This window comes from Staphylococcus lugdunensis (genome assembly GCF_002901705.1).
Taxonomy (GTDB): Bacteria; Bacillota; Bacilli; order Staphylococcales; family Staphylococcaceae; genus Staphylococcus; species Staphylococcus lugdunensis.
This window is the reverse complement of record NZ_PPPV01000012.1, coordinates 775,572-798,154: the sequence shown is the minus strand read 5'-3', so window position 1 is coordinate 798,154 and position 22,583 is coordinate 775,572. Positions and strand designations below refer to the sequence as shown.

At 33.7% G+C, this 22,583-nt stretch carries 21 protein-coding genes and 1 pseudogene; 7 read left to right on the top strand and 15 right to left on the bottom strand.

Annotated features, from left to right (window positions below):
- Window positions 1-75: 75 nt before the first annotated feature.
- A complete protein-coding gene (locus CD041_RS04510; protein WP_080606603.1) occupies window positions 76-1,239 on the bottom strand; it encodes an aminotransferase class I/II-fold pyridoxal phosphate-dependent enzyme in 1,164 nt (387 codons plus the stop codon).
- A 122-nt stretch (window positions 1,240-1,361) separates the two neighbouring features.
- Window positions 1,362-2,369 (bottom strand): acyltransferase family protein, encoded by a 1,008-nt coding sequence (locus tag CD041_RS04505; RefSeq protein ID WP_002478392.1) that lies wholly within the window; start codon window positions 2,367-2,369, stop codon window positions 1,362-1,364.
- Window positions 2,370-2,525: 156 nt separating this feature from the next.
- On the opposite strand from CD041_RS04505, the gene CD041_RS04500 reads away from it, so the two are divergent.
- Window positions 2,526-2,945, top strand: coding sequence for a MarR family transcriptional regulator (locus CD041_RS04500; protein WP_002459468.1), 420 nt, complete (start codon window positions 2,526-2,528; stop codon window positions 2,943-2,945).
- 138 nt (window positions 2,946-3,083) lie between these two features.
- Here CD041_RS04500 and CD041_RS04495 read toward each other — a convergent pair whose 3' ends face one another.
- The 5 genes and pseudogenes from CD041_RS04495 to CD041_RS04475 all read right to left on the bottom strand — a co-directional run bounded on the left by CD041_RS04495 (window position 3,084) and on the right by CD041_RS04475 (window position 9,708).
- The gene (locus CD041_RS04495; RefSeq protein ID WP_080606602.1) at window positions 3,084-6,920 is read right to left on the bottom strand and encodes a GW dipeptide domain-containing protein; all 3,837 of its coding nucleotides are present in this window, start codon (window positions 6,918-6,920) and stop codon (window positions 3,084-3,086) included.
- A gap of 225 nt (window positions 6,921-7,145) precedes the next feature.
- Window positions 7,146-7,574 (bottom strand): GNAT family N-acetyltransferase, encoded by a 429-nt coding sequence (locus tag CD041_RS04490; RefSeq protein WP_002478389.1) that lies wholly within the window; start codon window positions 7,572-7,574, stop codon window positions 7,146-7,148.
- Between the two features lie 110 nt (window positions 7,575-7,684).
- Window positions 7,685-7,780: pseudogene (locus CD041_RS12295) on the bottom strand (IS200/IS605-like element IS200H family transposase); the annotation flags it as partial.
- Window positions 7,781-8,014: 234 nt separating this feature from the next.
- The gene (locus CD041_RS04480) at window positions 8,015-8,485 is read right to left on the bottom strand and encodes a DUF2538 family protein (protein ID WP_002459465.1); all 471 of its coding nucleotides are present in this window, start codon (window positions 8,483-8,485) and stop codon (window positions 8,015-8,017) included.
- 20 nt (window positions 8,486-8,505) lie between these two features.
- The gene (locus CD041_RS04475) at window positions 8,506-9,708 is read right to left on the bottom strand and encodes an LCP family protein (RefSeq protein ID WP_070647952.1); all 1,203 of its coding nucleotides are present in this window, start codon (window positions 9,706-9,708) and stop codon (window positions 8,506-8,508) included.
- A 347-nt stretch (window positions 9,709-10,055) separates the two neighbouring features.
- Here CD041_RS04475 and CD041_RS04470 point away from each other — a divergent pair, with 347 nt between their 5' ends.
- A complete protein-coding gene (locus CD041_RS04470) occupies window positions 10,056-11,270 on the top strand; it encodes a serine hydrolase domain-containing protein (protein ID WP_002459463.1) in 1,215 nt (404 codons plus the stop codon).
- 355 nt (window positions 11,271-11,625) lie between these two features.
- Here the strand turns inward: CD041_RS04470 and rihC are convergent, their stop codons facing one another.
- From rihC to CD041_RS04440, 6 genes are all read right to left on the bottom strand, one after another.
- Window positions 11,626-12,534, bottom strand: coding sequence for a ribonucleoside hydrolase RihC (gene rihC / locus CD041_RS04465; RefSeq protein WP_062077471.1), 909 nt, complete (start codon window positions 12,532-12,534; stop codon window positions 11,626-11,628).
- A 128-nt stretch (window positions 12,535-12,662) separates the two neighbouring features.
- A complete protein-coding gene (gene qoxD / locus CD041_RS04460) occupies window positions 12,663-12,953 on the bottom strand; it encodes a cytochrome aa3 quinol oxidase subunit IV (protein ID WP_002459461.1) in 291 nt (96 codons plus the stop codon).
- A complete protein-coding gene (gene qoxC, locus CD041_RS04455) occupies window positions 12,950-13,555 on the bottom strand; it encodes a cytochrome aa3 quinol oxidase subunit III (RefSeq protein WP_002459460.1) in 606 nt (201 codons plus the stop codon). The genes qoxD and qoxC overlap by 4 nt, the downstream gene beginning before the upstream one ends.
- Entirely contained in the window at window positions 13,545-15,533 is a 1,989-nt protein-coding gene (qoxB, locus tag CD041_RS04450; protein ID WP_002459459.1) for a cytochrome aa3 quinol oxidase subunit I, read from the bottom strand. Before qoxB ends, qoxC begins: the two co-directional genes overlap by 11 nt.
- On the bottom strand, window positions 15,533-16,645 hold the full coding sequence (gene qoxA, locus CD041_RS04445) for a cytochrome aa3 quinol oxidase subunit II (RefSeq protein WP_002478386.1): 1,113 nt from the start codon (window positions 16,643-16,645) through the stop codon (window positions 15,533-15,535). The genes qoxB and qoxA overlap by 1 nt, the downstream gene beginning before the upstream one ends.
- 301 nt (window positions 16,646-16,946) lie before the next feature.
- Complete coding sequence (locus CD041_RS04440; RefSeq protein WP_002459457.1) at window positions 16,947-17,264, bottom strand: DUF5011 domain-containing protein; 318 nt, start codon at window positions 17,262-17,264, stop codon at window positions 16,947-16,949.
- A 258-nt stretch (window positions 17,265-17,522) separates the two neighbouring features.
- On the opposite strand from CD041_RS04440, the gene CD041_RS04435 reads away from it, so the two are divergent.
- Entirely contained in the window at window positions 17,523-18,668 is a 1,146-nt protein-coding gene (locus CD041_RS04435; protein WP_002478385.1) for a globin domain-containing protein, read from the top strand.
- Here the strand turns inward: CD041_RS04435 and CD041_RS12290 are convergent.
- Complete coding sequence (locus tag CD041_RS12290; protein ID WP_225306461.1) at window positions 18,651-18,872, bottom strand: hypothetical protein; 222 nt, start codon at window positions 18,870-18,872, stop codon at window positions 18,651-18,653. The two genes, CD041_RS04435 and CD041_RS12290, sit on opposite strands and share 18 nt — an antisense overlap.
- An 81-nt stretch (window positions 18,873-18,953) precedes the next feature.
- Entirely contained in the window at window positions 18,954-19,811 is an 858-nt protein-coding gene (folD, locus tag CD041_RS04425; RefSeq protein WP_002478384.1) for a bifunctional methylenetetrahydrofolate dehydrogenase/methenyltetrahydrofolate cyclohydrolase FolD, read from the bottom strand.
- Between the two features lie 210 nt (window positions 19,812-20,021).
- On the opposite strand from folD, the gene purE reads away from it, so the two are divergent.
- From purE to purS, 4 genes are read left to right on the top strand one after another with little or no spacing between them, the layout of a single operon-like run.
- Window positions 20,022-20,504: a 5-(carboxyamino)imidazole ribonucleotide mutase gene (purE, locus tag CD041_RS04420; protein ID WP_002478383.1), complete on the top strand. Its 483-nt coding sequence runs from the start codon at window positions 20,022-20,024 to the stop codon at window positions 20,502-20,504.
- On the top strand, window positions 20,491-21,618 hold the full coding sequence (purK, locus tag CD041_RS04415) for a 5-(carboxyamino)imidazole ribonucleotide synthase (protein WP_002478382.1): 1,128 nt from the start codon (window positions 20,491-20,493) through the stop codon (window positions 21,616-21,618). The genes purE and purK overlap by 14 nt, the downstream gene beginning before the upstream one ends.
- Complete coding sequence (purC, locus tag CD041_RS04410) at window positions 21,619-22,323, top strand: phosphoribosylaminoimidazolesuccinocarboxamide synthase (RefSeq protein WP_002478381.1); 705 nt, start codon at window positions 21,619-21,621, stop codon at window positions 22,321-22,323.
- Complete coding sequence (gene purS, locus CD041_RS04405; RefSeq protein ID WP_002459451.1) at window positions 22,323-22,583, top strand: phosphoribosylformylglycinamidine synthase subunit PurS; 261 nt, start codon at window positions 22,323-22,325, stop codon at window positions 22,581-22,583. Before purC ends, purS begins: the two co-directional genes overlap by 1 nt.

Here is a 22,583-nt window from a genome sequence, read left to right as displayed (position 1 = left end):
AAAGTGTATTGTTTAGACTAATTAGTATGGTACGTCTAACATTGCTTATTAAGTGTCCTTTTAACTTTTATATACTCAATTATAATTATTTGTTAAAAATTGTTTTAATCGACGCATGCCTTCTTGTAACACAGGCATATCGTATGCATAAGAAATACGTATATGGCCTTTGCCTATATCTGTAAAAGATGAACCCGGCACGATTGCGACGTGTGCTTCCTCTAACAAGCGTACACAAAAATTAAAATCATCATCAGTGAATGCTTTAATACTTGGGAAAATGTAAAATGCGCCTTCAGGTTGAGCATTCAACTCAAATCCCATCTCAGTCAATGATTTAAGTAAATAATCACGACGTGTGATATAAGCTTCATTCATATATTGAGGGGCTTTTAACCCTTCGTTTAACGCAGCTATACAAGCATATTGTGACGGAACATTAGCGCAAATACAATTATAGGCGTGCATAAACGTCAATTTTTCAATTAAGTAAGCAGGGCCAAGCAAAAAACCAATTCTAATACCAGTAGCAGAATGGGATTTGCTAAGACCTCCGATTAATAATAATTGATTTCTAATTGCTTCAAATTCAGCAAAAGACGTGTGATATCCTTTAAATGTATTTTCAGCATAGATTTCATCACTTATGATGAAAATAGGATATTTTTTCAACGTATTAACAAGTGCGTACACTTCATCTCGACTTAAAATAACGCCAGTAGGGTTAGTCGGATAATTTAATAAAATGACCTTTGTTTTATCCGTAATATGTGCTTCTATTTGTTCGGGTGTAACCTTAAACTGACTTTTAGTTGTGTCGATATAAACTGGAACACCTCCTAATGTTTCAACTAAAGGAATGTATCCAGCATAGATAGGACCAGGAATTAATACTTCATCTCCAGGTTCGATGATGCTGCGCAAGGATGTATCAAGCGCTTCACTTGCACCATTTGTAATAATAATTTCTTCTTCTGGATTATAAATAAAATGATATTTATCGTTGAAATACTGACTAATTACCTTACGTGCTTCTAATAACCCTTTGTTATGTGAATAGCTAGTATGGTCTAATTCAATTGCCTTAATATAAGCTTGTTTCACACTATCCGGCATTGGGAAGTCAGGTTGACCTATAGTCAAATTCACGCAATCATCAATATCTTTCATACGATTTGAAAATTGTCGTATGCTGGGCGCTCGCAAATAGGTAGAATTTGAATTTAATGATAACTTCATATTTACACCTCTAAAAAAACCAAATTATAGTTGCTATGCGAATGATAGTTTAAATTATTTCTATCATACCATAGATAAAGACTATAATTTGGCAATTTACTTAATATTTTAAATTTTCACAATTAATCTTTAAAAGCTGAAGGTTTTTTTAAATGAATTAATGGATTCACAAATTTGCATATGGGTTTGCTGGATAACACTAAGACGATGATTGCAGACAAGCCAAATAAATAAAGATACGTATATATGTTAACAGGTTCTTGGAATGGGAATAGTTTATAACCACGTACAACCCCAATAACTAAGCCATGTAATAGATACACTTGCATCGTGCGTCTACCGATATATGTGAGTTTGACATTATGTTTTGGTACTAAAATTAAAAATGACAACATCGTAGTTAAGATAATCACATACAATAACAATCGTTTAAGTGGACTGTAAACGTCATTTGGATGCTCACCTACAGATGTATATGCGCTGCTGCCTAATAACCAATCGGCGTTAATAGGATGAAGTACATAGCCTACAAAGAACAAACATAAAATAATTATAGATATCGGTATTAACTTTTTATTTCTTAATAATTTAGTATTTTTCTTAGTCATTAAGTATCCTAAATAAAAAATTGGAAAGAATACAATCGTTCTTGAAATACTTAAATATTCACCAATATTATTAGAATAACCAGCTAATAAAGATACAACTAATGAAATAGTTAGCACATATACTGGTTTGTAATTTTTAACGATGACTAGAATGACATGAAAGAAAAATAGTGTTAATAGAAACCATAGCGCAAAAACAGGATTAAATGGATCTAAATGAATGGCATCTTCTTTACCAGTTAAATAATAATAAATTGAGAAAAAAGCAAAGAATAAAGCGTAAGGAACAATTAGTTTTTTGGCTACTTTTTCTAAATAGTTGGGTTGCTCAATATTTTTGGCAAAATACCCAGAAATAAAAAGAAAAGTTGGCATATGGAAACTATAGATTAATAAATACAATGCGGACAAATATTTATCTTCAGACGTATAAGACACTAATAAATGTCCCAACACGACAAGAAAGATTAATATGGCACGTGCATTATCAAAAAAGTAGTCTCTCTCTTTTAATGTGGACATTTATGTTATAACTCCTTTTATATGTTAACTGTATCTAATTTATTATATTTAATGACAGAAATGCAACGAATTTAATCATTTTGTCGAATAGTATTGTATATTTTTCCAATAAATCTTATAATATTATCAATTAAATAATAGTGGAGTAGAACAACAATGTACAAACAACTAGAAAATCTTATTACACTTACCAACAACGACTTGAACTTAGTGAACAGACGATTTGGCCAAAGAACAGATATTACGGCCGACCAATTAGAATTATTACGTATTTTATACAATTATGACCGTTTATCGCAGTATGATTTAACGATGAAGATAAGTAGAGAACAGTCTATTGTATCGCGATGGATAAAAAAATTAGTGTCAAAAGGGTATATTATGAGTCAACAGTCACATGAAGACTTACGTTGTAAAGAATTAACCTTAACAAATGAAGCACGTGATTTAATTAAACAAATCAATACGGCACGATGCGAATTAATTGAAGCGCGTTGCCAATGCTTAACAGAGGAAGAGGTTGAAAGCTTAACACAATTACTTAATAAATTAAACAGTAGACATATTTATTTATAATTCTAATAATCATGTTATATGCAGAACGAGTTGATAAGACTGTGAGGTCTTATCAACTCGTTTTTGTGATTTTTACATTGAAGAAACAAACAGTGATACTTTTATGTGTATATGAAGTATCACTGTTTGCTTTAAATATTATTTATAAGTTGGAACATCGAAATATTTACCAGATTCGTGAATTGTATCGTAGAAATTTTTCATATTTTGTGCATTGACGCTTGCCCAAGTGACACCCGTAGCATATTGGTGTTTACCTGGATTTTCAGGATTCCATCTCATTTTATAAAGTGTGTTTTGTCCAGCTTTAACATAAGATTGTCCAATAAATTGAGCGCCACCAACAATTGCTTTTTCTACAGAGTCCCATCCAGCTTTTTTAGCATAAGTTATACCATCAAAAACAGGATTGCTATCGTATGCTCCAATACCAAAGACGTTATGGTATTTAATTGCGGTTGTTGTGCTTAACTTACCATTGACAATATTAGCACCTTTAGCTAATTGTGATTGACCACGTCCTGTTTCAAGTAAAGCATGTGAAATTAAATAAATTTCATTTAAGCCATATTGTTTAGCAGCTTGGCTGAATGCTTGACCTTGATTCTCTAATACACCGCAACCTTTTAATAAATTATTCAAACTAGCAACCGATAAGTACTGTGGTTGATCTAATTGTAAAAATTGATATTTTTGAACCGAATCATTAACAAATTTTGATGTGTCCATCGCACTTTTAACTTCTGCGAGTGTAGCATTACGCCATTTTGATGGACCAACATAAGATTGTGGCGGGTAAGGTAATGACATTTGTAATTGTGCTGCGGCATCTAAAGTCATACCTGTTGCTGAATATTTAATCAATTCTTGTGACAAGTCATTTTCATTTATCCAAGCAAATTGACCGTCGCTAAATTGTCCGTAATACCATTTCACACCATTCACCACTTGGTATTTTGCGACAATGAATGTTTGTTCATAATAAGGGCTTAATAAATGCTTTGTTTTCAAGCTTAAATCGTCATAGAAATAGCTATCCTTATTATTAATAACAAACGTATAATTATATGCTGTGTTTGAAGATAATGATGTTAAATCTTTTTCTGCAATCCAACCTAGCTTGTTATTAACACTACCATATAAATACTTAACGCCATCGATTGTGACTGATTTTGTCGCTTTAAATGTACGTTGTGCTAATGAATTTGCTTGTTCCAATTGTTGTTGCGTTGTACCCCAAGGGATTGAATATAAACCTTGGTTTTTACTGTTAACGCGATATTGATTTGTAACTCTATTTTCAGTTCCATAATTTTTAATATTAACATCTTTAATGTTATACCAACCGATAGGGGTATTTTGATTATGATTTGTTAATAGTACATAAGTATTATTGCCAACTGTACGCTGTTTAGTGATAGTGAATGTTCGATTGCCATATTTAGCAGCATTTTTACCAGCTTTATCATAAACGCTTGTGCGTATGCCTGAATTATTTACTTTAACTTGGCCAATCTTATTCACGGTTTGTACAGCTGAAGCAGCTTTTTGTGTTGTTGAAGCCGTTGTTACTTTTGTTGTTGGTGTTGTTTTAACAGCTAATGTACGCACAGCTGATTTAGCAGGTGTAGCAACATCGCTTTGTTTAATCCAGCCCCATTGATGATTGATTGAACCATGTAGGTATGTTTCTTTACCAACTGTTAATTGGTCAATTGAATTAAACTGACCGCCATTTTTAGGCGTTTTAGCAACAACTTGGTTGTCTTTGCTCCAAGGAACGTAATAAATATTGGCGTTACCTTTAACATTGTATTGTTTCTTAACTTTTGTTGGTGTGCTTTGAGCAATAGTCACTTGATCTGCTGGTACCCAGCCACGTGTAACATTACCGTTAAAATCTGCTAATAAATAATAAGTTTTATTATTTAATGTCGCTTTTTTATTGATTGAGAAAGTTCTTCCACTTAATAATGGATTTTCTTTAACTGTTTTATCATATACTGTTGTATAGGCGCCTTTAGTATCTGTTGATACTTGACCTAGCGTATTGGTTAAATTTGAAACATTTAATTTTTTAGAATTATCTGTTGATGGTTTTGTCGATGATGAATCATTGTTTATAGCAGATAAATATGCTTTACTAATCCAGCCAGATTTACCATTCACTGTACCGTATAAATAAGTAGCTGTACTAATCATTTGTGATTTTGTTGCTTTAAATGTTTGGTTGCTTGAACCTGAAACTGTTCCAGCTACTTGACTTGGCGTACCCCAAGGAACAGTGTAAAATTTTGTGCCTGGTTTAACACTGTATGATTGATTAACTTTAACAGGGGATTTTGCTGTGTTATAAACCACGTCACCTTGTTTTACCCAACCAAATGTTTTACCAGTATTGTAATCATTAACTAAGTAAAATTTATCATTACCTAGAGTAGCTTGTTTAGTAACTGATAACGTTTTTTGTACTTGGTTTGTTTTCTTGCCTGTTTTATCATAAACAGTGACAAATAAACCACTATTTGATGGTTTAATTTGCGCCACACCAGAGTTCGTACTTACTTTAAGTTTTCCTGGATTTGTAGGTGTTGATGGTTTCGATGGATCTGTTGAGCTTGATGTGCCCCAAGGTGCAACTTGCCCTGTTTTAATAAGATATTTTTCATTAATCAAGTCATATAGTTCCGCATAACTATAACCATGAGACTGTAAATATGCATGTGGGTCAGTATGGTCTGTGCCACCTAGCCAATGACTTACAGCATAATGTGTCCATACCGTACCATTACCATCATTTTCAGCACTATCAGGTTTTAAACCATAATATTGAAGTTGTGTTGCTGCATAATCAGCATAGTTGTTCATCGAACGCGCAAATGAAGCATAGTCATGCGTATGCACAATTTCGACATTAATAAATCGATTGTTAGCATTTGGGCCTGCTCCCCAAGAAAGGTAATCTGTAGGTGCTGTTTCAACAATTCGATTACCGTCTACAAACGCATGTACAAATGCAGAGTTGTAGTTACGTTTCATGAAAGCAATTTCACCATCGATAGTAGAATTATCGTTTGCTGTATCATGCACCACAATACCTTCAGGTTTTCCAACACCATTTCTATAGCCATATTTAGGGAAATAAGATGTATAATCTTCTTCAATTTTAGGTGCTTGTATATTATTTTTACGTATGTAATCATTAATTGAAGAATTAACTTGTGGCTTATATTTAGGTAATGATGATGTTGCTTTATATGTACTTACAGCTTTTCTAAATCCAGTAAAGCCAGATGTTGATTTAGCTGTTTGAGCTTTAGTTGCACTTGAGCCCATACCGCCAACGCGTCCTTGATAAGTAGTAACGCTATTAGACTGTTTTTGTGCAGTATTTTGAGTAGATACTGCTTTTTGATTTGTTGTCTCAACATTGTTTTGTGATTTTAGTGATGTATTTGCTGCTTGTGTAGCTTGTTGCTTTGTCGTTGTAGACACATTTGCATTAGCTTGCTGTTTTGTTTTGTTACTTTGTGCAGCATTTTGGTTATATGTTTGAGCATCTTGACGTGCTGTAGTTGTGGCAGCTTGTTGTTTTGCTTGTTCAGTTTGTTGTTGAGACGCTGTTTTAGTTTGTTGTTGATTTTTTGCATTTTGTTGCTGAGACGTCTGTGCATGAGTTTGGTCAGTTAACGTATCTAATTTAGCATCATATGTTTGACCTGACGTTGTATCTGATGATTTAACTAATGAAGGATTATGATAGGCTTGAACGCCTGATACATTTTGAGCTGCGTTAGATACAGCTTTTTTTGCCTTGTTTGCTTTAACGACATCATTTTGTTGATCAATCACATTTTTGTTTGTAGATTGATCTGTTGTTGACTCAGCTGCGTGAGCATGTTGTGCAGTTAATGTTGCTCCAAAAAGCGATAATGCAAGCATTGACGGCAATTTAAGATTGAATTTTTTCGTCATATTTCGTACTCCTTAATAATTGTTAAATACAATTTCATTATAAGGCTTCTCCTTATAAAAAAGATTAATTTAACGATTTTGTAAACTAAGTTTAATTTTACTTTTTAAAAAGAAATGATTAAATGACTTACAATGCGTTGTAGCAATGTTTCAAAGTTAATACTATTTATGTGAGAAAAAGCAGATATGTCATAATTTAGATGTTCCTGTAATCGAAACGTAATATTAATAAAGATATTTTTCCATTTTGATATGCTCAATTTGTTCTTCCATAAAGGGTTGACCTACTGTGGAATAGCCTAATAACTTATAAAAAGGTTTGGCATGTATTTGCGCATGTAATGTCACATAGCTATATCCTTGTTCATGGATAAATTGTTCGATAGCTAGCATCAATTTCTTACCTACACCCGTTCTGCGATATGATTTAATGACCGCAATGCGTTCAACTTTAACGGAAGTATTGTCGTTTCTAAACCGTCCACAGGCAATGGGTTTACCTTGATGATCATAACCAATGACATGTGTGCAATCGTCTTCAAACGCATCTAGTTCATGCGCTAAAGGAACACCTTGTTCTTCTACAAATACGGTCTTACGTATGTTAAAGCAATCAGTCAGCATTGCTTTATTTGTTACAATTTTAAATATCATCTTATCTCTCCTTTATGCATAAAATATTACCCCTTTGCTTATATGACTAATCTAAATATCAAATTTGCTTGTCTATCGAATATCATTAAACTGCTTTTACCTTTTAATTATCCAACAAATGTGGATACGCCTATTTTTGGCGAAAAAACGATGTGATACTTACAATGCCATTTTGTATGTGTGCAACTGTTTCTGCCAGATAACATGTTTATATTGGTTGACTGGATTGAAAATGCATTTATTACAAGCTTTTTTCAATCCTAGTCAACCTTGTGGAGGTGGGACTACGAATTCATAATGAATACTGTCCCGCTATCTTCTTTATATAAATAAAGAAGATCCTAAGACATAATGATTATGTTTAGGATCTTAACTAAGTGAATGATATTCCGCAACTTAATTTTTCTAGGAATACTGTCTCAGATTCATATATGTGTGTATTAAATTGCTTCTTTTCTAATAATAGCTGTATATTGCCAAAAAATTCTCATTTGGGCAATATTCCAATTATTCATTCCCATTGTGAAACCAGAAGGTCTAAAGATGGTAACATCTGTTACTTCTAGTGCAGCTGCTACAAGATATTGTAATGGAATACTTAAGTTTTTCATTGTTTCAGTAATACCATTTTCGTCGTAGACCCAAGAAAAGGGTAAATCTGATTCGAAGACATCTACTTTATCAAATATTTCTGGTAATGCAAGTATATAGCAGGCACCATCGACAACCGGGTTCTCAGCGCTGTGACTATAATAGACGAGTAAAGCCTCATAGTTTTCGCGATGTTCGTGATTGACATAAAAGAATTCATTTCTAAACAAAGCCATATCTTTACTATGGATAATTTGTTGTTCTAACATATTAAACATTCCATTAATATTGGCAATTTTTTCGTAAGTTTTACGAGACATTTAATGAACTCCTCTCCATATTAATACGTTTGTGCTGAATTAGTTTGACTTTGATTATTCACATCATTGTTGTATTGAGTGTTACCAGTATTTCCATTTTGTTGATTGTTAGTTTGATTAGCTGAATTATCTTGGTTCGATGACTCCTTATCATCATTTGAAGCTGTGCTGTCTTTTTGATTTTTACGCAATAAGCTTTCTTCTAATTCGGTTAATGGAACGAGAGAACCATAGTGTTTGATTACGCGTTCGTCTAAGAAATCATCTTTATCTGTAATTTTAGATAGACCTAAGTCAGAACGCAAAATATTTGAATATTTTTGAATGCTTTTCACACTAGGATTGTAATAATAAATTCCATTTAGATAGTCATCGCTACCTTTAAGTTGCGAAGTTTTAAAATCAACATCATCAGAAAGGTATCGTGATGCTAAAGCCTCAATTTGTTTTGTAGTTAAATTATGTTTGGCATTTTTGCCAGCAATCTCTATGAGGTTGTCTAATTTATCGTAAGAATCCATTTCTTTGGCTTTTTTAAATAGTAATTTTATTAATTCCATTTGACGCTCACCACGTTTTAAGTCTGAATCATGATGACGTGTTCTGGCAACGGCTAGTGCTTGATCACCGTTTAATTTTTGATAACCTTTTTTAATTTTTATTTTACCTGAATCTTCTTTGTTCGGTTCACTTAAATTATAGGGTACATCATAATAGATTCCACCAAGTTCATCCACTGCTTGTACAAAGGCTTCCATATTTATGCGCACATAAAAATCTACTGGTACATTTAAAGTTGCTTCTACAGAATCCATTGCAGCTATAGGGCCACCATAAGCATGCGCGTGTGTGATTTTATCATAATAGCCTACTTTTGGTATGTAACTGATTGTATCACGTGGAATACTTAGCAATCTAATTTGTTCTTTCTTAGGGCTAAATGTTGATAGGATCATTGCATCAGTACGTGAATGTTCAGTTGACTGACCGTTTTTACGTCTACTGTCATTATCGTCTATACCTAAGAATAGAATTGAAACTGCATCTTTAGATGGGTCAACTTTTCCTTCACGTAAGTTAGATTGACGTTGTGCATCATTTTTACTATACGATGTTTGAAATGCACTTTCAGAACTTTTAAATAGTTGGTAAGCGAAAATTGCAGGCACAGCAATTAAAGCGAAAGTTAATAATATCATAAAGTATTTCAGGATTTTGTTCATATATTGTGCTCCTACGAATTAAAAATAGTGGATGACCACTTTAAATTGTCATTATAGCCCTCAATTTTATAACTTTATAGACTAAATTACAATACTTATCTTAACAAAGTTTTTACAAAGTTAAAACAATATTTCCGATGAAAACTAAATAGTCAACCGTATAACAAAACTGTTATATCAGACATCCTACGACCTTAGTAGGATGAATTTTTAGTAGAATGGCATAAGATAAACTTAGTGCAATCGCTGAATAAATAACTTATAATATAAAAAAGTTAACTAACGAATTGCAACTAAATGTATTACACGATGTGTAAACAAGAAAATTTTTGTGAGGACCAAAGCGCATGAATATAAATAAAAAGTTAATAGGCATTATTGTTATACCATTTGTATTGCTAGGAATTTTAGTATTTTCATTTCATCAAATGTGGAATGATGACACGGGCAATAAATCTCAAATAAAGATATCAACGAATAAAGAAGATAGTGCCGACTCGAATGAGGATTACATAGCAAAAAGAAATAAAAGTGTAAAAGATGTTGCCAATTTAAAGACAATAGAAGCTAAAGGCAAGCAATATCAAGAAATAAATAAATATCTTAAAAAGCAAAAATTTAATGGAACAATTGCGGTTTTTAAAGATGGTAAATTAGTTATGAACAAAGGCTATGGTTATCAAGATTTTGAACATAAGATCAAAAGTTCACCTAATACAATGTATTTGATAGGTTCGGCTCAAAAATTCACCACTGGTTTAATGCTTAAACAACTTGAACTTGAGCATAAAATTAATATTAATGCACCAGTGTCTAAATATTTACCTTGGTTTAAAACATCAAAAAAGATAACGTTAAAAGATTTAGAACTACATAAAAGTGGATTATATAAATTCCAAGCATCTCCGTCTTATGAAACTTTGGATGATGCTGTGCATGCTATACAAGAAAAAGGTATGGACCCTAATGGCTATCATAAACATTTATATAATGACGGCAATTATCTTGTGTTAGCTAAAGTTATAGAAGAGGTAACACACAAACCATACGCGCAAAATTATTATGAACGCTTAGGTAAACCATTAAAACTTAATAACTCAGCATTTTTCAATGAAAAGCCATTTCAACAACATATGGCGATAGGCTACTATTACAAAAATAATAATTTAATAAGTGCCAAGCCGAATACACTACAAGAATATTATGGTGCCGGTAATTTATTCATGACGACTAAAGATATGGGTGTTTTACTAGAAAAATTAATTAATAATAAAATTTTTGATCAATCAGTAACTAATCCGTTCATTCATGAATTTGGTACCAAACGCTATCCAACTAATTATCGCTATGGCTTTTATACGTTCCCTAAATATAATAGAGTCAGTGGTATGTTTAATGGTCAAAATTTTACTGGTTTTTCTAATGGCAAATATACAGTGGTTTTAGGGACAAACAAGATACTCTCCAATACTACTAATAACGAATATAAAATTACGCATATATTCCAAAATATCTTAAAACAAAACTATGATATTAATGTATATGGTAAAAAGTTCTATTAAAAATAACCAGGCTGGGACATCAATCTCAAAGTAATAGCACAAAGATGATTTGACATTAAAAATCGTCTTTGTACTTCTTTTATATTCAATACTGCGCGTTTATATATGAATTTACACTAAAATGATTTTTAAAAAATAAGAACCTTTCACATTATTTAATAAATTTCTCTAAATGAGAGGACTTATGTATAAAAACAATAACCTGCCTCTACATAAGTTACCAAATAGAAACTTCAGTCTTAATAGCCTACAAATGATATCTCTGACCACATTAATGACATTATGAAAAGCATATAGGGCTTTTCATAATGTCATTTTAAATCGTTACATGAATGTCTCAGACTGATTGTTATGCTTATTTACAATATGCTAATGAAGACAAGAAACTTTCTAAATACTGATTAGATTGTGATGATGTTACGACCGTACAATTCGGATTGTTAGACTTAATATCAACTACTGTAGCACCCTTTGTATATTTACCATTGAGCTCAATTTGTAGTCTTGCTGATACAGTAAGATATTGATTGGGATTTAAAAGATATAGAATTGTAAAGACATCATAGACATTTAAACCGTGTTCAATGTTTTCAGTGCGATAATGCTGAAATAAATGATAGAGCATTGTTCCAGTTTGATTTATTTGTTTTAGCTGTTTAACTACTGAATGGGGCAAGGGAGATTGTCTTGCTAAATCCAATCCGACCATCGTTAACGGGACACCAGAGTTTACTACAATATTGGCTGCTTCTGGGTCACAATACATATTAAATTCAACTAGGGGAGTTACATTTCCTCGACCTAGACTACCACCCATAAAAATAATTTCCTTAATATAGTGTGCGGTTTCTGGGTAGGTTGCTAATAATAAAGCGATATTTGTTAGTGGTCCTAAAGCAATAATGATCACGGGTTCTATACTTTCTATAAGTACATCTTTTATAGCTTCTACAGCTTTAGTAGAAGCTAAATCAGCAGTGGTTATTGGAGGGAAATCATACCCTGCCATACCTGATTCACCATGGACTTCTCGTGCGTCATATAAATCATTAATTAATGGATGAGCAGCACCACGATGTACGGGTACGTTACTATTAAAAAAGGATTTTAATTTAAGCGCATTACGTGTTGTATTCTCAATGTCGACATTACCATTCACGGTTGAAATCATTTTTACGTCTATGTAGGGATGATTTAAAGCAATACTAATTGCTGCTGCATCATCAATACCAGGGTCCGTATCAATAATAATAGGGAAAGTCATTATTATCTTCTCCTTATGTCATTTTTAGTCTTAGTTTACCTTAAAAAATAAATGCAAACAAAAAACCAGCTATCAAAGATTTTACTTTGATAGCTGGTTTTCACTTACATTCATAAGTTAGTAGCGCATTATAAGTGGTGTGAGTGTCCACCTTGCATTACCCAGTACGTACCGATAACAGTAACAAGGGTGATGATAATGGCAAAAATAACTTTGAATGATTGAACTTGTCCATCTTTACCTTCAGTTAAATGCATAAACATTAATAATTGAAGGGCAGCTTGGATAAATGCAAATCCAAAGATGATTGTAACTTTAGCATGGAAAGTCAATGTTGTGTATAGAGTTACAAACACTGCTAAAAGCGTTAATACGATAGAAGCAATAAATCCGATTGTATGTTTTACGATTGTATTCATCCGCTATACACCATCCCTATCATATATACGGCAGTGAAGATGAAGATCCAAACAACATCTAAGAAGTGCCAGTATAAACTTACAATGAATAACTTAGGAGCATTGTATTTATTCAATCCACGAGTTGCTACTTGGATTAATAAGCAAATGATCCAAACAATACCTAACGAAACGTGGGCACCATGAGTACCTAAGAGGATGAAGAAACTTGACCAGAACGAACCGATTGTTGGATTTACACCTTCGCTAGCATAGTGCGCGAATTCGTATATTTCAAATCCAACGAATACAAGGCCTAATGCAAGTGTAATAATCATCCATAACATCATTAAGTTTTGCTTTTCTTTACGCATATAGTAAATTGCAATACCACATGTGTAAGAACTTAATAACAAGGCAAATGTCATAATCAATACGAGTTTTAACTCGAATAAATCAGTTGTCAATTTACCTGCATAATCGCCACCATGTTGTAACGTTAATAACGTTGCAAATAGTGTACCAAATAAGGCAAATTCGGCTGTAAGGAAAATCCAAAAGCCAAGTTTATTTAGTTCACCTTCATGCGTACGTGCATCAATAGTTTTTACATCATGACTCATGACTTACAGCCTCCCTTTCTTTAATTCGTGCTTCTCTTAAGCGAGCTTCATTTTCAGCAACTTCAGAAGCTGGAATATGATATCCGTGATCTTGAACGAAACTTTGATAAATCATCGTACCAAATACACCTACTAAACAGATTAGGGCAGGGATGATTGTTTCGAAGATTAAGAAGAAACCACCGATAGTCATGAAAATACACATCCAGAAACCAGTGTGTGTATTGTTAGGCATGTGAATGTCTTTGTAATTATGGTTGTCTAAGTAGTGACGACCATGTTCTTTCATATCAACAAATGTATCATAGTCATTCCAGTCTGGAGTGATTGCAAAGTTGTATTTAGGTGGAATAGCTGAAGCAGTAGACCACTCTAATGTACGACCAAGACCATCCCAGTTATCACCAGTTGCTTCACGAGGTGCTTTAATATGGCTATAAACGATGCTAACAACAAGGAATAAGAAACCTACTGTCATTAATAGGGCACCGATTGTTGAGATGAAGTTTAGTAAAAACCAGCCATCTGAAGGCATATACGTGTATAAACGACGTGGCATACCATCTAGTCCAAGAATGAATTGTGGTAAGAAACAAACGTTAAATCCAATCATGAACAACCAGAAACACCATTTGTTTAATGTTTCATTTAATTTGTAACCCATCATCTTAGGATACCAGAATATTAAACCAGCTAAGCAGGCAAATACTACACCAGTAACCAATGTATAGTGGAAGTGAGCTACTAAGAAATAAGTGTTGTGATATTGATAGTCAGCTGATGCCATCGCTAACATTACACCAGTAACCCCACCTAATAGGAAGTTAGGAATAAATGCTAATGAGAATAACATCGGTGACTCGAAAGTAATTCGACCTTTGTATAGTGTTAATAACCAGTTAAATAGTTTTACACCGGTTGGTACACCAATTAGCATTGTTGAGATTGAGAAGAATGAGTTGATTAATGCACCATTACCCATTGTGAAGAAATGGTGAACCCAAACTAAGAAACTCAAGAATGCGATACCAGCAGTTGCCCAAACCATACTTTGATGTCCGAATAAACGTTTACGAGCAAATGTTGGGATAATTTCAGAGTAAATACCAAATGCAGGTAAAATAACGATATATACTTCAGGGTGCCCCCATACCCAGAAGAAGTTTGCCCATAACATAGGCATACCGCCGTCTGCAACGGTAAAGAAGTGTGTTCCAAAGATTCTATCAGCTGTCATTAACGCTAATACAACAGTGAATACTGGGAATGCCAAAATGATAATTAATGTTGTAACAAATGCTGTCACTGAGAACATTGGCATTTGCATAAATTTCATTGTTGGCGTCTTCGCTCTAAGAATTGTAACGAAGAAGTTGATACCGGTCATCAGTGTACCAATACCCGATAGCTGAATTGCAATCAAATAGTAGTTTACACCTGGACCAGGACTGAATTCGCCAGCTAGTGGTGCATAGTTTGTCCAACCAGCAGCTGGTGAACCACCAATAATAAATGATAAGTTGAATAAAATCATACCAGCAAAGAATAACCAGAAACTAATGTTATTCATAACTGGGAAGGCTACATCACGCGCACCAATTTGTAATGGAATAACAACATTCCATAAACCGAACACAAATGGCATAGCCATAAAGATAATCATGATAACACCGTGTGTACTAAAAATTTCATTATAGTGGTTTGATTCTAAGAACTTGTTGTCTGGTACAGTTAATTGCGTACGAATTAACAGTGCATCAATACCACCACGAACGAACATTAATACTGCACAGATTAAATACATTAAGCCGATTTTTTTATGGTCTACGGATGTGAACCATTCAGTGTATAGATATTTCCATAATTTGAAATAAGTAATTACCGCAATAACAGCGATGACTAAGAATGGTGCACCAATTTGTGCAGCTGTAATCATCCAGTTACCTTTAACTAGTAATTGATCCCATGGAAAATTCATTAATGTCCACCTCCATGATCATCATCGTGCTTAGACGCATTTTCGTCTTTAGCAGATTTTGAGATTTTTTCCATTTCCTTATGATTGTGTTTTTCTTCATCCTTAAATTTACCTTCATAAGGATCATCGTTGCCAAGAATCATAGGTTTCATTCCATGACGTGCATAGTTAGCATTTGTAACTTTAACTTTACGTGCAGGCTTGATTGGTTTATCAGTTACATCTTTGTAAAGATCTTTTTCATCTGTGAAGTTAGGATCTTTTAGCTCGAAATTAAAACGTTTATAAGCATAGAAGATGTATTCTGGATCAGCTGCAGGGTCAACAAATGCCATATGTGTACCATTGAATGTGAGTTCTTTATTAGAAGTACTTGGTAAGAGTTGTTTATCAAAGGTATCTTGATCTAACGTTTTCTTACTGTGTGCTTCTTTAACCCATGAATCAAAATCTTTTTCACTTACAGAGTGAACTTTAAATGTTTGACGTGAGAAACCTTCACCATTGAAGTTAGAGTTACGTCCTCTGAAAGTACCTAATTGATCGGCTGTTAAAGTCCAATCCATAGTCATGCCAGTCATGGCATATTTTTGACCACCCAATTGTGGAATCCAGAAACTTGTCATGGTATCCATCGCTTGAAGCTTGAATGTTACCGGACGGTCTTTAGGAATAGTTAATGTATTCACCGTTTCGACCTTCTGATCTGGATAAGCAAAGAACCATTTATATCCAGCACTTACTGCGTAGATTGTAATAGGATCTTTGTCCTTTTGAGGTGGTTTTTCGTAATCGTATAAAGTTTTAACTGTTGGAATAGCTAAAGCAGTTACGATTAAGATTGGTACCACAAACCAAATAGTTTCAATTAAACCATTGTGGTGCATCTTACCAGATTCGTCATTTTTATTATAACTGTACTTAAAGATAAAAACGGCGAACATCGTAAGTACAACAGCAACAATAACAAGCATGAAGACGATTGAGTAGATAATCAAGAACTTCTGACTACTTGCTACTGGCCCTTTTGCATTAAAAACTTCTAAATTGGAACAACCACTAAGCAATACCAGTGTCCCAAACATTAGAAGCAAAGACTTAAATTTTGACACTTTTTTGACCTCCTAATACTACAAATGTAGGGCTTATCATTAATTTTAGTTTATTACGCAATATTTACAAGTACCTATAAGAAAAAAATTAAAATTATATGTAGGGAAAGACTAATAATGTGAGTTGTGGCGGGAAGTCCGAGATTTGTTAAAATTATGTGTCCATTCTGTGAAACCTAATATTTTAGCGGGAAGAATAGCAGATCAAGGGAATAGTTGAGAACGGTTATCATTTGTAGGGGTTAAGCGGTTTCCAGAATATTAAAAAAGACAGAGTTAAAACGCTCTGTCTATGTATCTATTATTTAACTTCGATATATCGGGTTGAAGTTTCAAGTGCGCCATCCGAATCAACGACTTCATATTTAACTTTATATTTTCCTGCTTTTGTTGTGTCAACATGGCCGTCAACTTGAATTTTATGTGTTAAATCTCCATCCTCTTTATCATACGCGCGTATACCTTTCAAAGGATGGTATTGTTGTCCTTTTTCAATAACTATATCATTTACTCCCTTTAATTCGGGTGCGTGGTTAGTAGTTGCTTCTGCACTTAAATTTGGGGTAACAAGGGTAGCGGAGACACCAAGCGCTGAAAGTGACTGTATTAGTTTATTCATATTTTGTTTACCTCCGAGTCATTAAGTCGTCTATCTATTTATCTTCACTATACACGTTTAGTTTTTATAATTCATCGTACTATAGTCCTAATATACAATAAATAAAATTTAAATTAAATAAACATCTAGAAAAATATTTATTAAGGTTTTGTAAAATGACTAATTTGTGAATTATTTTGCATAATAGTGAATTAGGTCCAATCTAAGGTTTAGAATAAAAAGTGGAAATAAGTTTGTATCATTAAGGGAGTTGAAGTTATGTTAACTGAGAAAGAAATGGATATTGTTCAACAAACAGTACCCGTATTGCAAGAAAAAGGAACAGAAATTACATCAAACTTTTATAACAGAATGTTTAAGCAACATCCAGAGTTAAAAAATATGTTTAACCAAACCAATCAACAAAAAGGATTTCAATCCACAGCGTTAGCACAAAGTGTATTAGCAGCAGCTATTAATATAGAACATTTAGAACGGATTATGCCAGTGGTAAAAGAAATTGCTTATAAACATTGTGCTTTACAAGTACCACCAGCAGGATATGATATTGTAGGAGAAAATTTAATTGCTGCTATTAAAGATGTTGTCGGACTTGATGATAGTAGTCCAATCATACAAACATGGAAAAATGCTTATCGAGAAATAGCACAAGTATTTATTGATGTAGAGCAAGAGATATACAGTCATATGTTATGGGAAGGCTTTCAACCATTTAAAATTGTTAAAATTGAAGAATTATCTTCCGATATTAAAGCATTTACTGTTGAATCATCGCAATATGATTTAAGTCGCTTTGAACCTGGTGAATATATTACGGTCGATGTCTCAAGTGATAAAATGCCTTACCGAGCTAAACGTCATTATTCAATTGTAGCTGGAACACCACAGCATTTAACCTTTGCAGTTAAAAGAGATGTTTCTACCCACCATGAAGGTGAAGTGTCTACTATTTTGCATGATGAACTGCATGAAGGGGACGATATTAATCTCTCCGCGCCGGTGGGACCATTTAAAGTAGATAATAACAGAGACAAACATTTGTTTTTAGGTGCAGGTATTGGTGTAACACCGCTCGTTCCAATGTTTAAACAAGTAATCGATAATGATAAACAATCACATTTTATTCAAGTAACTGCAGATACTGATGATACGCCATTTGTTAATATATTATCTCAGTATAGTGATAATGCTACAGATGCAAGCTATGAATTATATGATCGCTCAGTGCAAGGATATTTAAAACAAGCTGATTTAGTACAACATATTGATGAACAAACTGCAGTATATGTTTGTGGAGGTACTAAATTTTTACAATCAATGATTAGTATGTTAAGAGAAATGGGTGTAAATGAAAGTCAGATTCATTTTGAAACATTTGTGCCTAAATTAAGTGTTGAAGTATAATATTGGATAAAAACGATCTAGAAAACGCCTTGCTAAGATATAAATATGACGTATTTTGGCGAGACTCTTGAGGGAACAGGACAAGCTGAAGACAGGGGCCCCAACAAAGAGAAATGCGAAAAGCATTTCTCTTTGTTGGGGTGGCTGAAGCTGTCCCCTAAGAAAGCGAGCCAACAATACGAAGTATTGAATAAAAAGAAACACTCAGATGAGTTGAATTCAATTCATCTGAGTGCTATTTTTCTGAGATTTATGTCCCAGCCTTTTCTATAATTTGAGTACTAATTATTGAATGCCACGACGAAGTTTTTCGGCTAATAATGTATTATTTAATACCATTGTAATTGTTAATGGGCCTACGCCTCCAGGAACAGGTGTTATCGCTCCTGCAACTTCTTTTACAGCTTCATAGTCGACATCTCCCTTAAGTTTACCGTTTTCATCAGGAGTATTACCGACATCAACAATGACAGCACCTTCTTTAACATCTTCTTTTGTGACGAGTCCTGGCTTTCCGACTGCACTGACAATGACATCTGCTTCTTTAAGGTGTGCATGCATATCTTTAGTACGAGAATGTAGAATAGTTACTGTTGCGTTCGCTTGTAATAATAGCTTAGATACCGGTTGTCCTACAATATGGCTGCGGCCAATCACTACAGCATTTTTGCCTTCTAAATCTATATCGGCATGTTTTAAGATTTCCATAATGCCCAGTGGTGTACAAGGTACAAAAGTTTGCTCATCAATATATAGTTTGCCTATATTTGACGGGTGGAAACCATCAACATCTTTATCAGGATTGATTGCTTCTAATACTTTTTGTTCGCTTACTTGTTTTGGAAGCGGCACTTGGACAAGAATGCCACTGACTGAATCATCATTATTTAAACGGTCAAGTTCTTTTAATACATCTTCTTCAGACGTATCTTCAGCTAAATGTACGATTTCAGAAATCATACCAATTTTTTCGGCAGCTTTCTTTTTTGAATTAACATAACTTTGGCTTGCACCGTCATTACCTACTAAAATCACAGATAGTTTTGGAGTATAACCTTGCTCTTTTAATTGCTCAACTTGATCTTTCAAGCCTTGTCTGTAATCTTTAGCAATTTGTTTCCCATCTAAAATTTTTGCAACCACAAAAAATTCCTCCTTGTTTACTCAAACATAGTTATAGCTTAACTTTAAACGATTAATCACGTCGTTTTTGTGCCAAAAGACGTAAATTAATTGTAAAAATCGAATTAAAGTTCGATTTTTGATTGAAAAAGACTTCAATGATTGTTATGCTATATCTGTAATATACAACTAATCGTCTCTATATTTCAAACTTTTGAAAGGGTGTACAAATTGAAAGTAGCAGTCATTATGGGTAGTTCTTCAGATTGGAAGATTATGCAAGAAAGTTGTGCGATGTTAGAAGAATTTGGTATTCCGTTTGATAAGAAAGTTGTTTCGGCACATCGTACACCAAAATTAATGTACGATTTCGCAAACCAAGCGCGCGCTAATGATTACGATATCATTATTGCGGGAGCTGGTGGTGCAGCGCATTTACCGGGTATGGTAGCATCAATGACAACCTTACCGGTGATTGGTGTGCCAATCGAATCAAAAAGCTTAAAAGGACTAGATTCGCTATTGTCAATTGTTCAAATGCCAGGAGGTATTCCTGTTGCTACAACAGCTATAGGGAAATCTGGTGCTAAAAATGCGGGTATTTTAGCTGCGAGAATTCTAAGTATCAGTCACAAGTCAGTACTTGAAAAGTTAGAAAATTATGAAAAAACACTCGTTAAGAAAGTAGGGGACATGCAGCATGAGCTTCAATAAGTTAAAGTTTGGCGACACTATAGGCATTATTGGTGGTGGACAGTTAGGAAAAATGATGACCCAATCTGCTCAAAAAATGGGTTTTAAAGTTATTTGTTTAGATCCAAATACAGATTGCCCATGCCATCATATTGCTAATGAGTTTATCACTGCTGCCTATGATGATACACAAGCTTTACAAGAACTTGGTGAAAAATCAGATGTCATTACGTATGAATTTGAAAATATCTCAGCACAACAATTAAAGACGTTATCTGAACAATTTAATATTCCTCAAGGTTACCAAGCAATAGAATTACTTCAAGATCGACTAACCGAAAAACAAACATTAGAGCGAGCCGGGGCTCATATTGTTCCATTTTTATCAATAAACAATATAGATGATTTATACAATGCCATAGAAGAGTTAGGCTATCCTTTTATCATCAAAACACGATTTGGTGGTTACGACGGGAAAGGACAAATTTTAGTTAAAGATCATACGGCGATAGAAGAAGCCAAACAGCTTATTGCGCAACAAGAATGTGTAGCTGAGCAATACCTCGACATTGAACGCGAAGTATCATTAACTGTCACAATCGGTAATCAAAAACAAACGACGTATTTCCCATTACAAGAAAATGAACATCGCAATCAAATATTATTTAAAACAATTGTTCCAGCACGCAGTGACAAAGAACAACTAGCAAGAATAGAAGTAAACAAAATCATCGATACTGTACATTTTGTTGGCACGTTTACAGTGGAATTCTTTATCGATAAACAAAATCAATTATATGTTAATGAAATTGCACCAAGGCCACATAATTCAGGTCACTATTCTATTGAAGCATGTGATTATTCTCAATTCGATACGCATATTCTTGCGATAACTGGTCAGACATTACCTCAGACTATAGAACTGCTAAAGCCTGCCGTTATGATGAATTTACTTGGTCGAGATTTAGATTTATTAGAAGACGATTTTGGTCAACATCCAGAATGGCATGTTCATATTTATGGCAAAGCTGAACGTAAACCAGATCGCAAGATGGGTCACATGACGATACTAACAGATGATGTAAATGCCACTGAAGCTACCATGCTTAAACAATTCGAAGGGAGAGAGTTATAAATGGCATTATTATATGAAGGTAAAGCAAAAAGAGTATTTTCTACTGAAGTAGAAAATCAATTGCGTGTTGAGTATAAAGATGAAGTAACGGCTGGCAATGGTGCGAAAAAAGATACCATGAAAGGCAAAGGTCGCTTAAACAATCAAATTACATCTATTATATTTGATTATTTAAGCCATAAAGGTATAGAGAGTCATTTTATTAAACAATTATCTGAGACAGAACAATTAGTTAAAGAAGTAAAGATTATTCCATTAGAAGTTGTTGTTCGTAACGTTGCAGCGGGCTCCATCACGAAACGCTTAGGTTTAGATAAAGGATATCAATTTAACGAACCACTAGTTGAATTTTTTTATAAAAATGATGACTTAAATGATCCGCTAATTACTGATGACCATGTCAAACTATTAAACATTGCCAACGATGAAGAAATACAAACATTAAAACAAATGGCTAAGGATATCAATCATGTACTGATACAACTTATGGATGAAATGGATTTACAGCTTGTGGATTTCAAAATAGAATTTGGAAAAACACAAGATGGAAAAATTTTATTAGCAGATGAAATTTCACCAGACACTTGTCGTATATGGGACAAGGATTCAGGTACGAATTTTGACAAAGATGTATACAGAAATGAAACAGGCTCACTGATTGACACATATCAAACATTTTTAAATAAATTGGAGGAAGTTAAATAATGAAAACGATTGAACTTCATATTACTTTACAACCACAAGTATTAGATACTCAAGGTCAAGCATTAAATCGTGCTGTACATGACTTAGGTTATACGCAAGTCAATGATATCCGCGTCGGCAAAGTATTATATATGTCTGTTGATGAAGCTACGGATGAAGCAGTTGATAACATCATTACAACGCTTAGTGAAAAGTTATTTGCCAATACAGTCATTGAAGAATACAGCTATAAAATCGTTGATGAAAAGGAGAATGCATGA

Coding starts and splice junctions, on each gene's coding strand:
- CD041_RS04510 (WP_080606603.1), bottom strand. CDS start 1,239: ATGAAGTTATCATTAAATTCAAATTCTACCTATTTGCGAGCGCCCAGC.
- CD041_RS04505 (WP_002478392.1), bottom strand. CDS start 2,369: ATGTCCACATTAAAAGAGAGAGACTACTTTTTTGATAATGCACGTGCC.
- CD041_RS04500 (WP_002459468.1), top strand. CDS start 2,526: ATGTACAAACAACTAGAAAATCTTATTACACTTACCAACAACGACTTG.
- CD041_RS04495 (WP_080606602.1), bottom strand. CDS start 6,920: ATGACGAAAAAATTCAATCTTAAATTGCCGTCAATGCTTGCATTATCG.
- CD041_RS04490 (WP_002478389.1), bottom strand. CDS start 7,574: ATGATATTTAAAATTGTAACAAATAAAGCAATGCTGACTGATTGCTTT.
- CD041_RS04480 (WP_002459465.1), bottom strand. CDS start 8,485: ATGTCTCGTAAAACTTACGAAAAAATTGCCAATATTAATGGAATGTTT.
- CD041_RS04475 (WP_070647952.1), bottom strand. CDS start 9,708: ATGAACAAAATCCTGAAATACTTTATGATATTATTAACTTTCGCTTTA.
- CD041_RS04470 (WP_002459463.1), top strand. CDS start 10,056: ATGAATATAAATAAAAAGTTAATAGGCATTATTGTTATACCATTTGTA.
- rihC (WP_062077471.1), bottom strand. CDS start 12,534: ATGACTTTCCCTATTATTATTGATACGGACCCTGGTATTGATGATGCA.
- qoxD (WP_002459461.1), bottom strand. CDS start 12,953: ATGAATACAATCGTAAAACATACAATCGGATTTATTGCTTCTATCGTA.
- qoxC (WP_002459460.1), bottom strand. CDS start 13,555: ATGAGTCATGATGTAAAAACTATTGATGCACGTACGCATGAAGGTGAA.
- qoxB (WP_002459459.1), bottom strand. CDS start 15,533: ATGAATTTTCCATGGGATCAATTACTAGTTAAAGGTAACTGGATGATT.
- CD041_RS04440 (WP_002459457.1), bottom strand. CDS start 17,264: ATGAATAAACTAATACAGTCACTTTCAGCGCTTGGTGTCTCCGCTACC.
- CD041_RS04435 (WP_002478385.1), top strand. CDS start 17,523: ATGTTAACTGAGAAAGAAATGGATATTGTTCAACAAACAGTACCCGTA.
- purK (WP_002478382.1), top strand. CDS start 20,491: ATGAGCTTCAATAAGTTAAAGTTTGGCGACACTATAGGCATTATTGGT.
- purC (WP_002478381.1), top strand. CDS start 21,619: ATGGCATTATTATATGAAGGTAAAGCAAAAAGAGTATTTTCTACTGAA.
- purS (WP_002459451.1), top strand. CDS start 22,323: ATGAAAACGATTGAACTTCATATTACTTTACAACCACAAGTATTAGAT.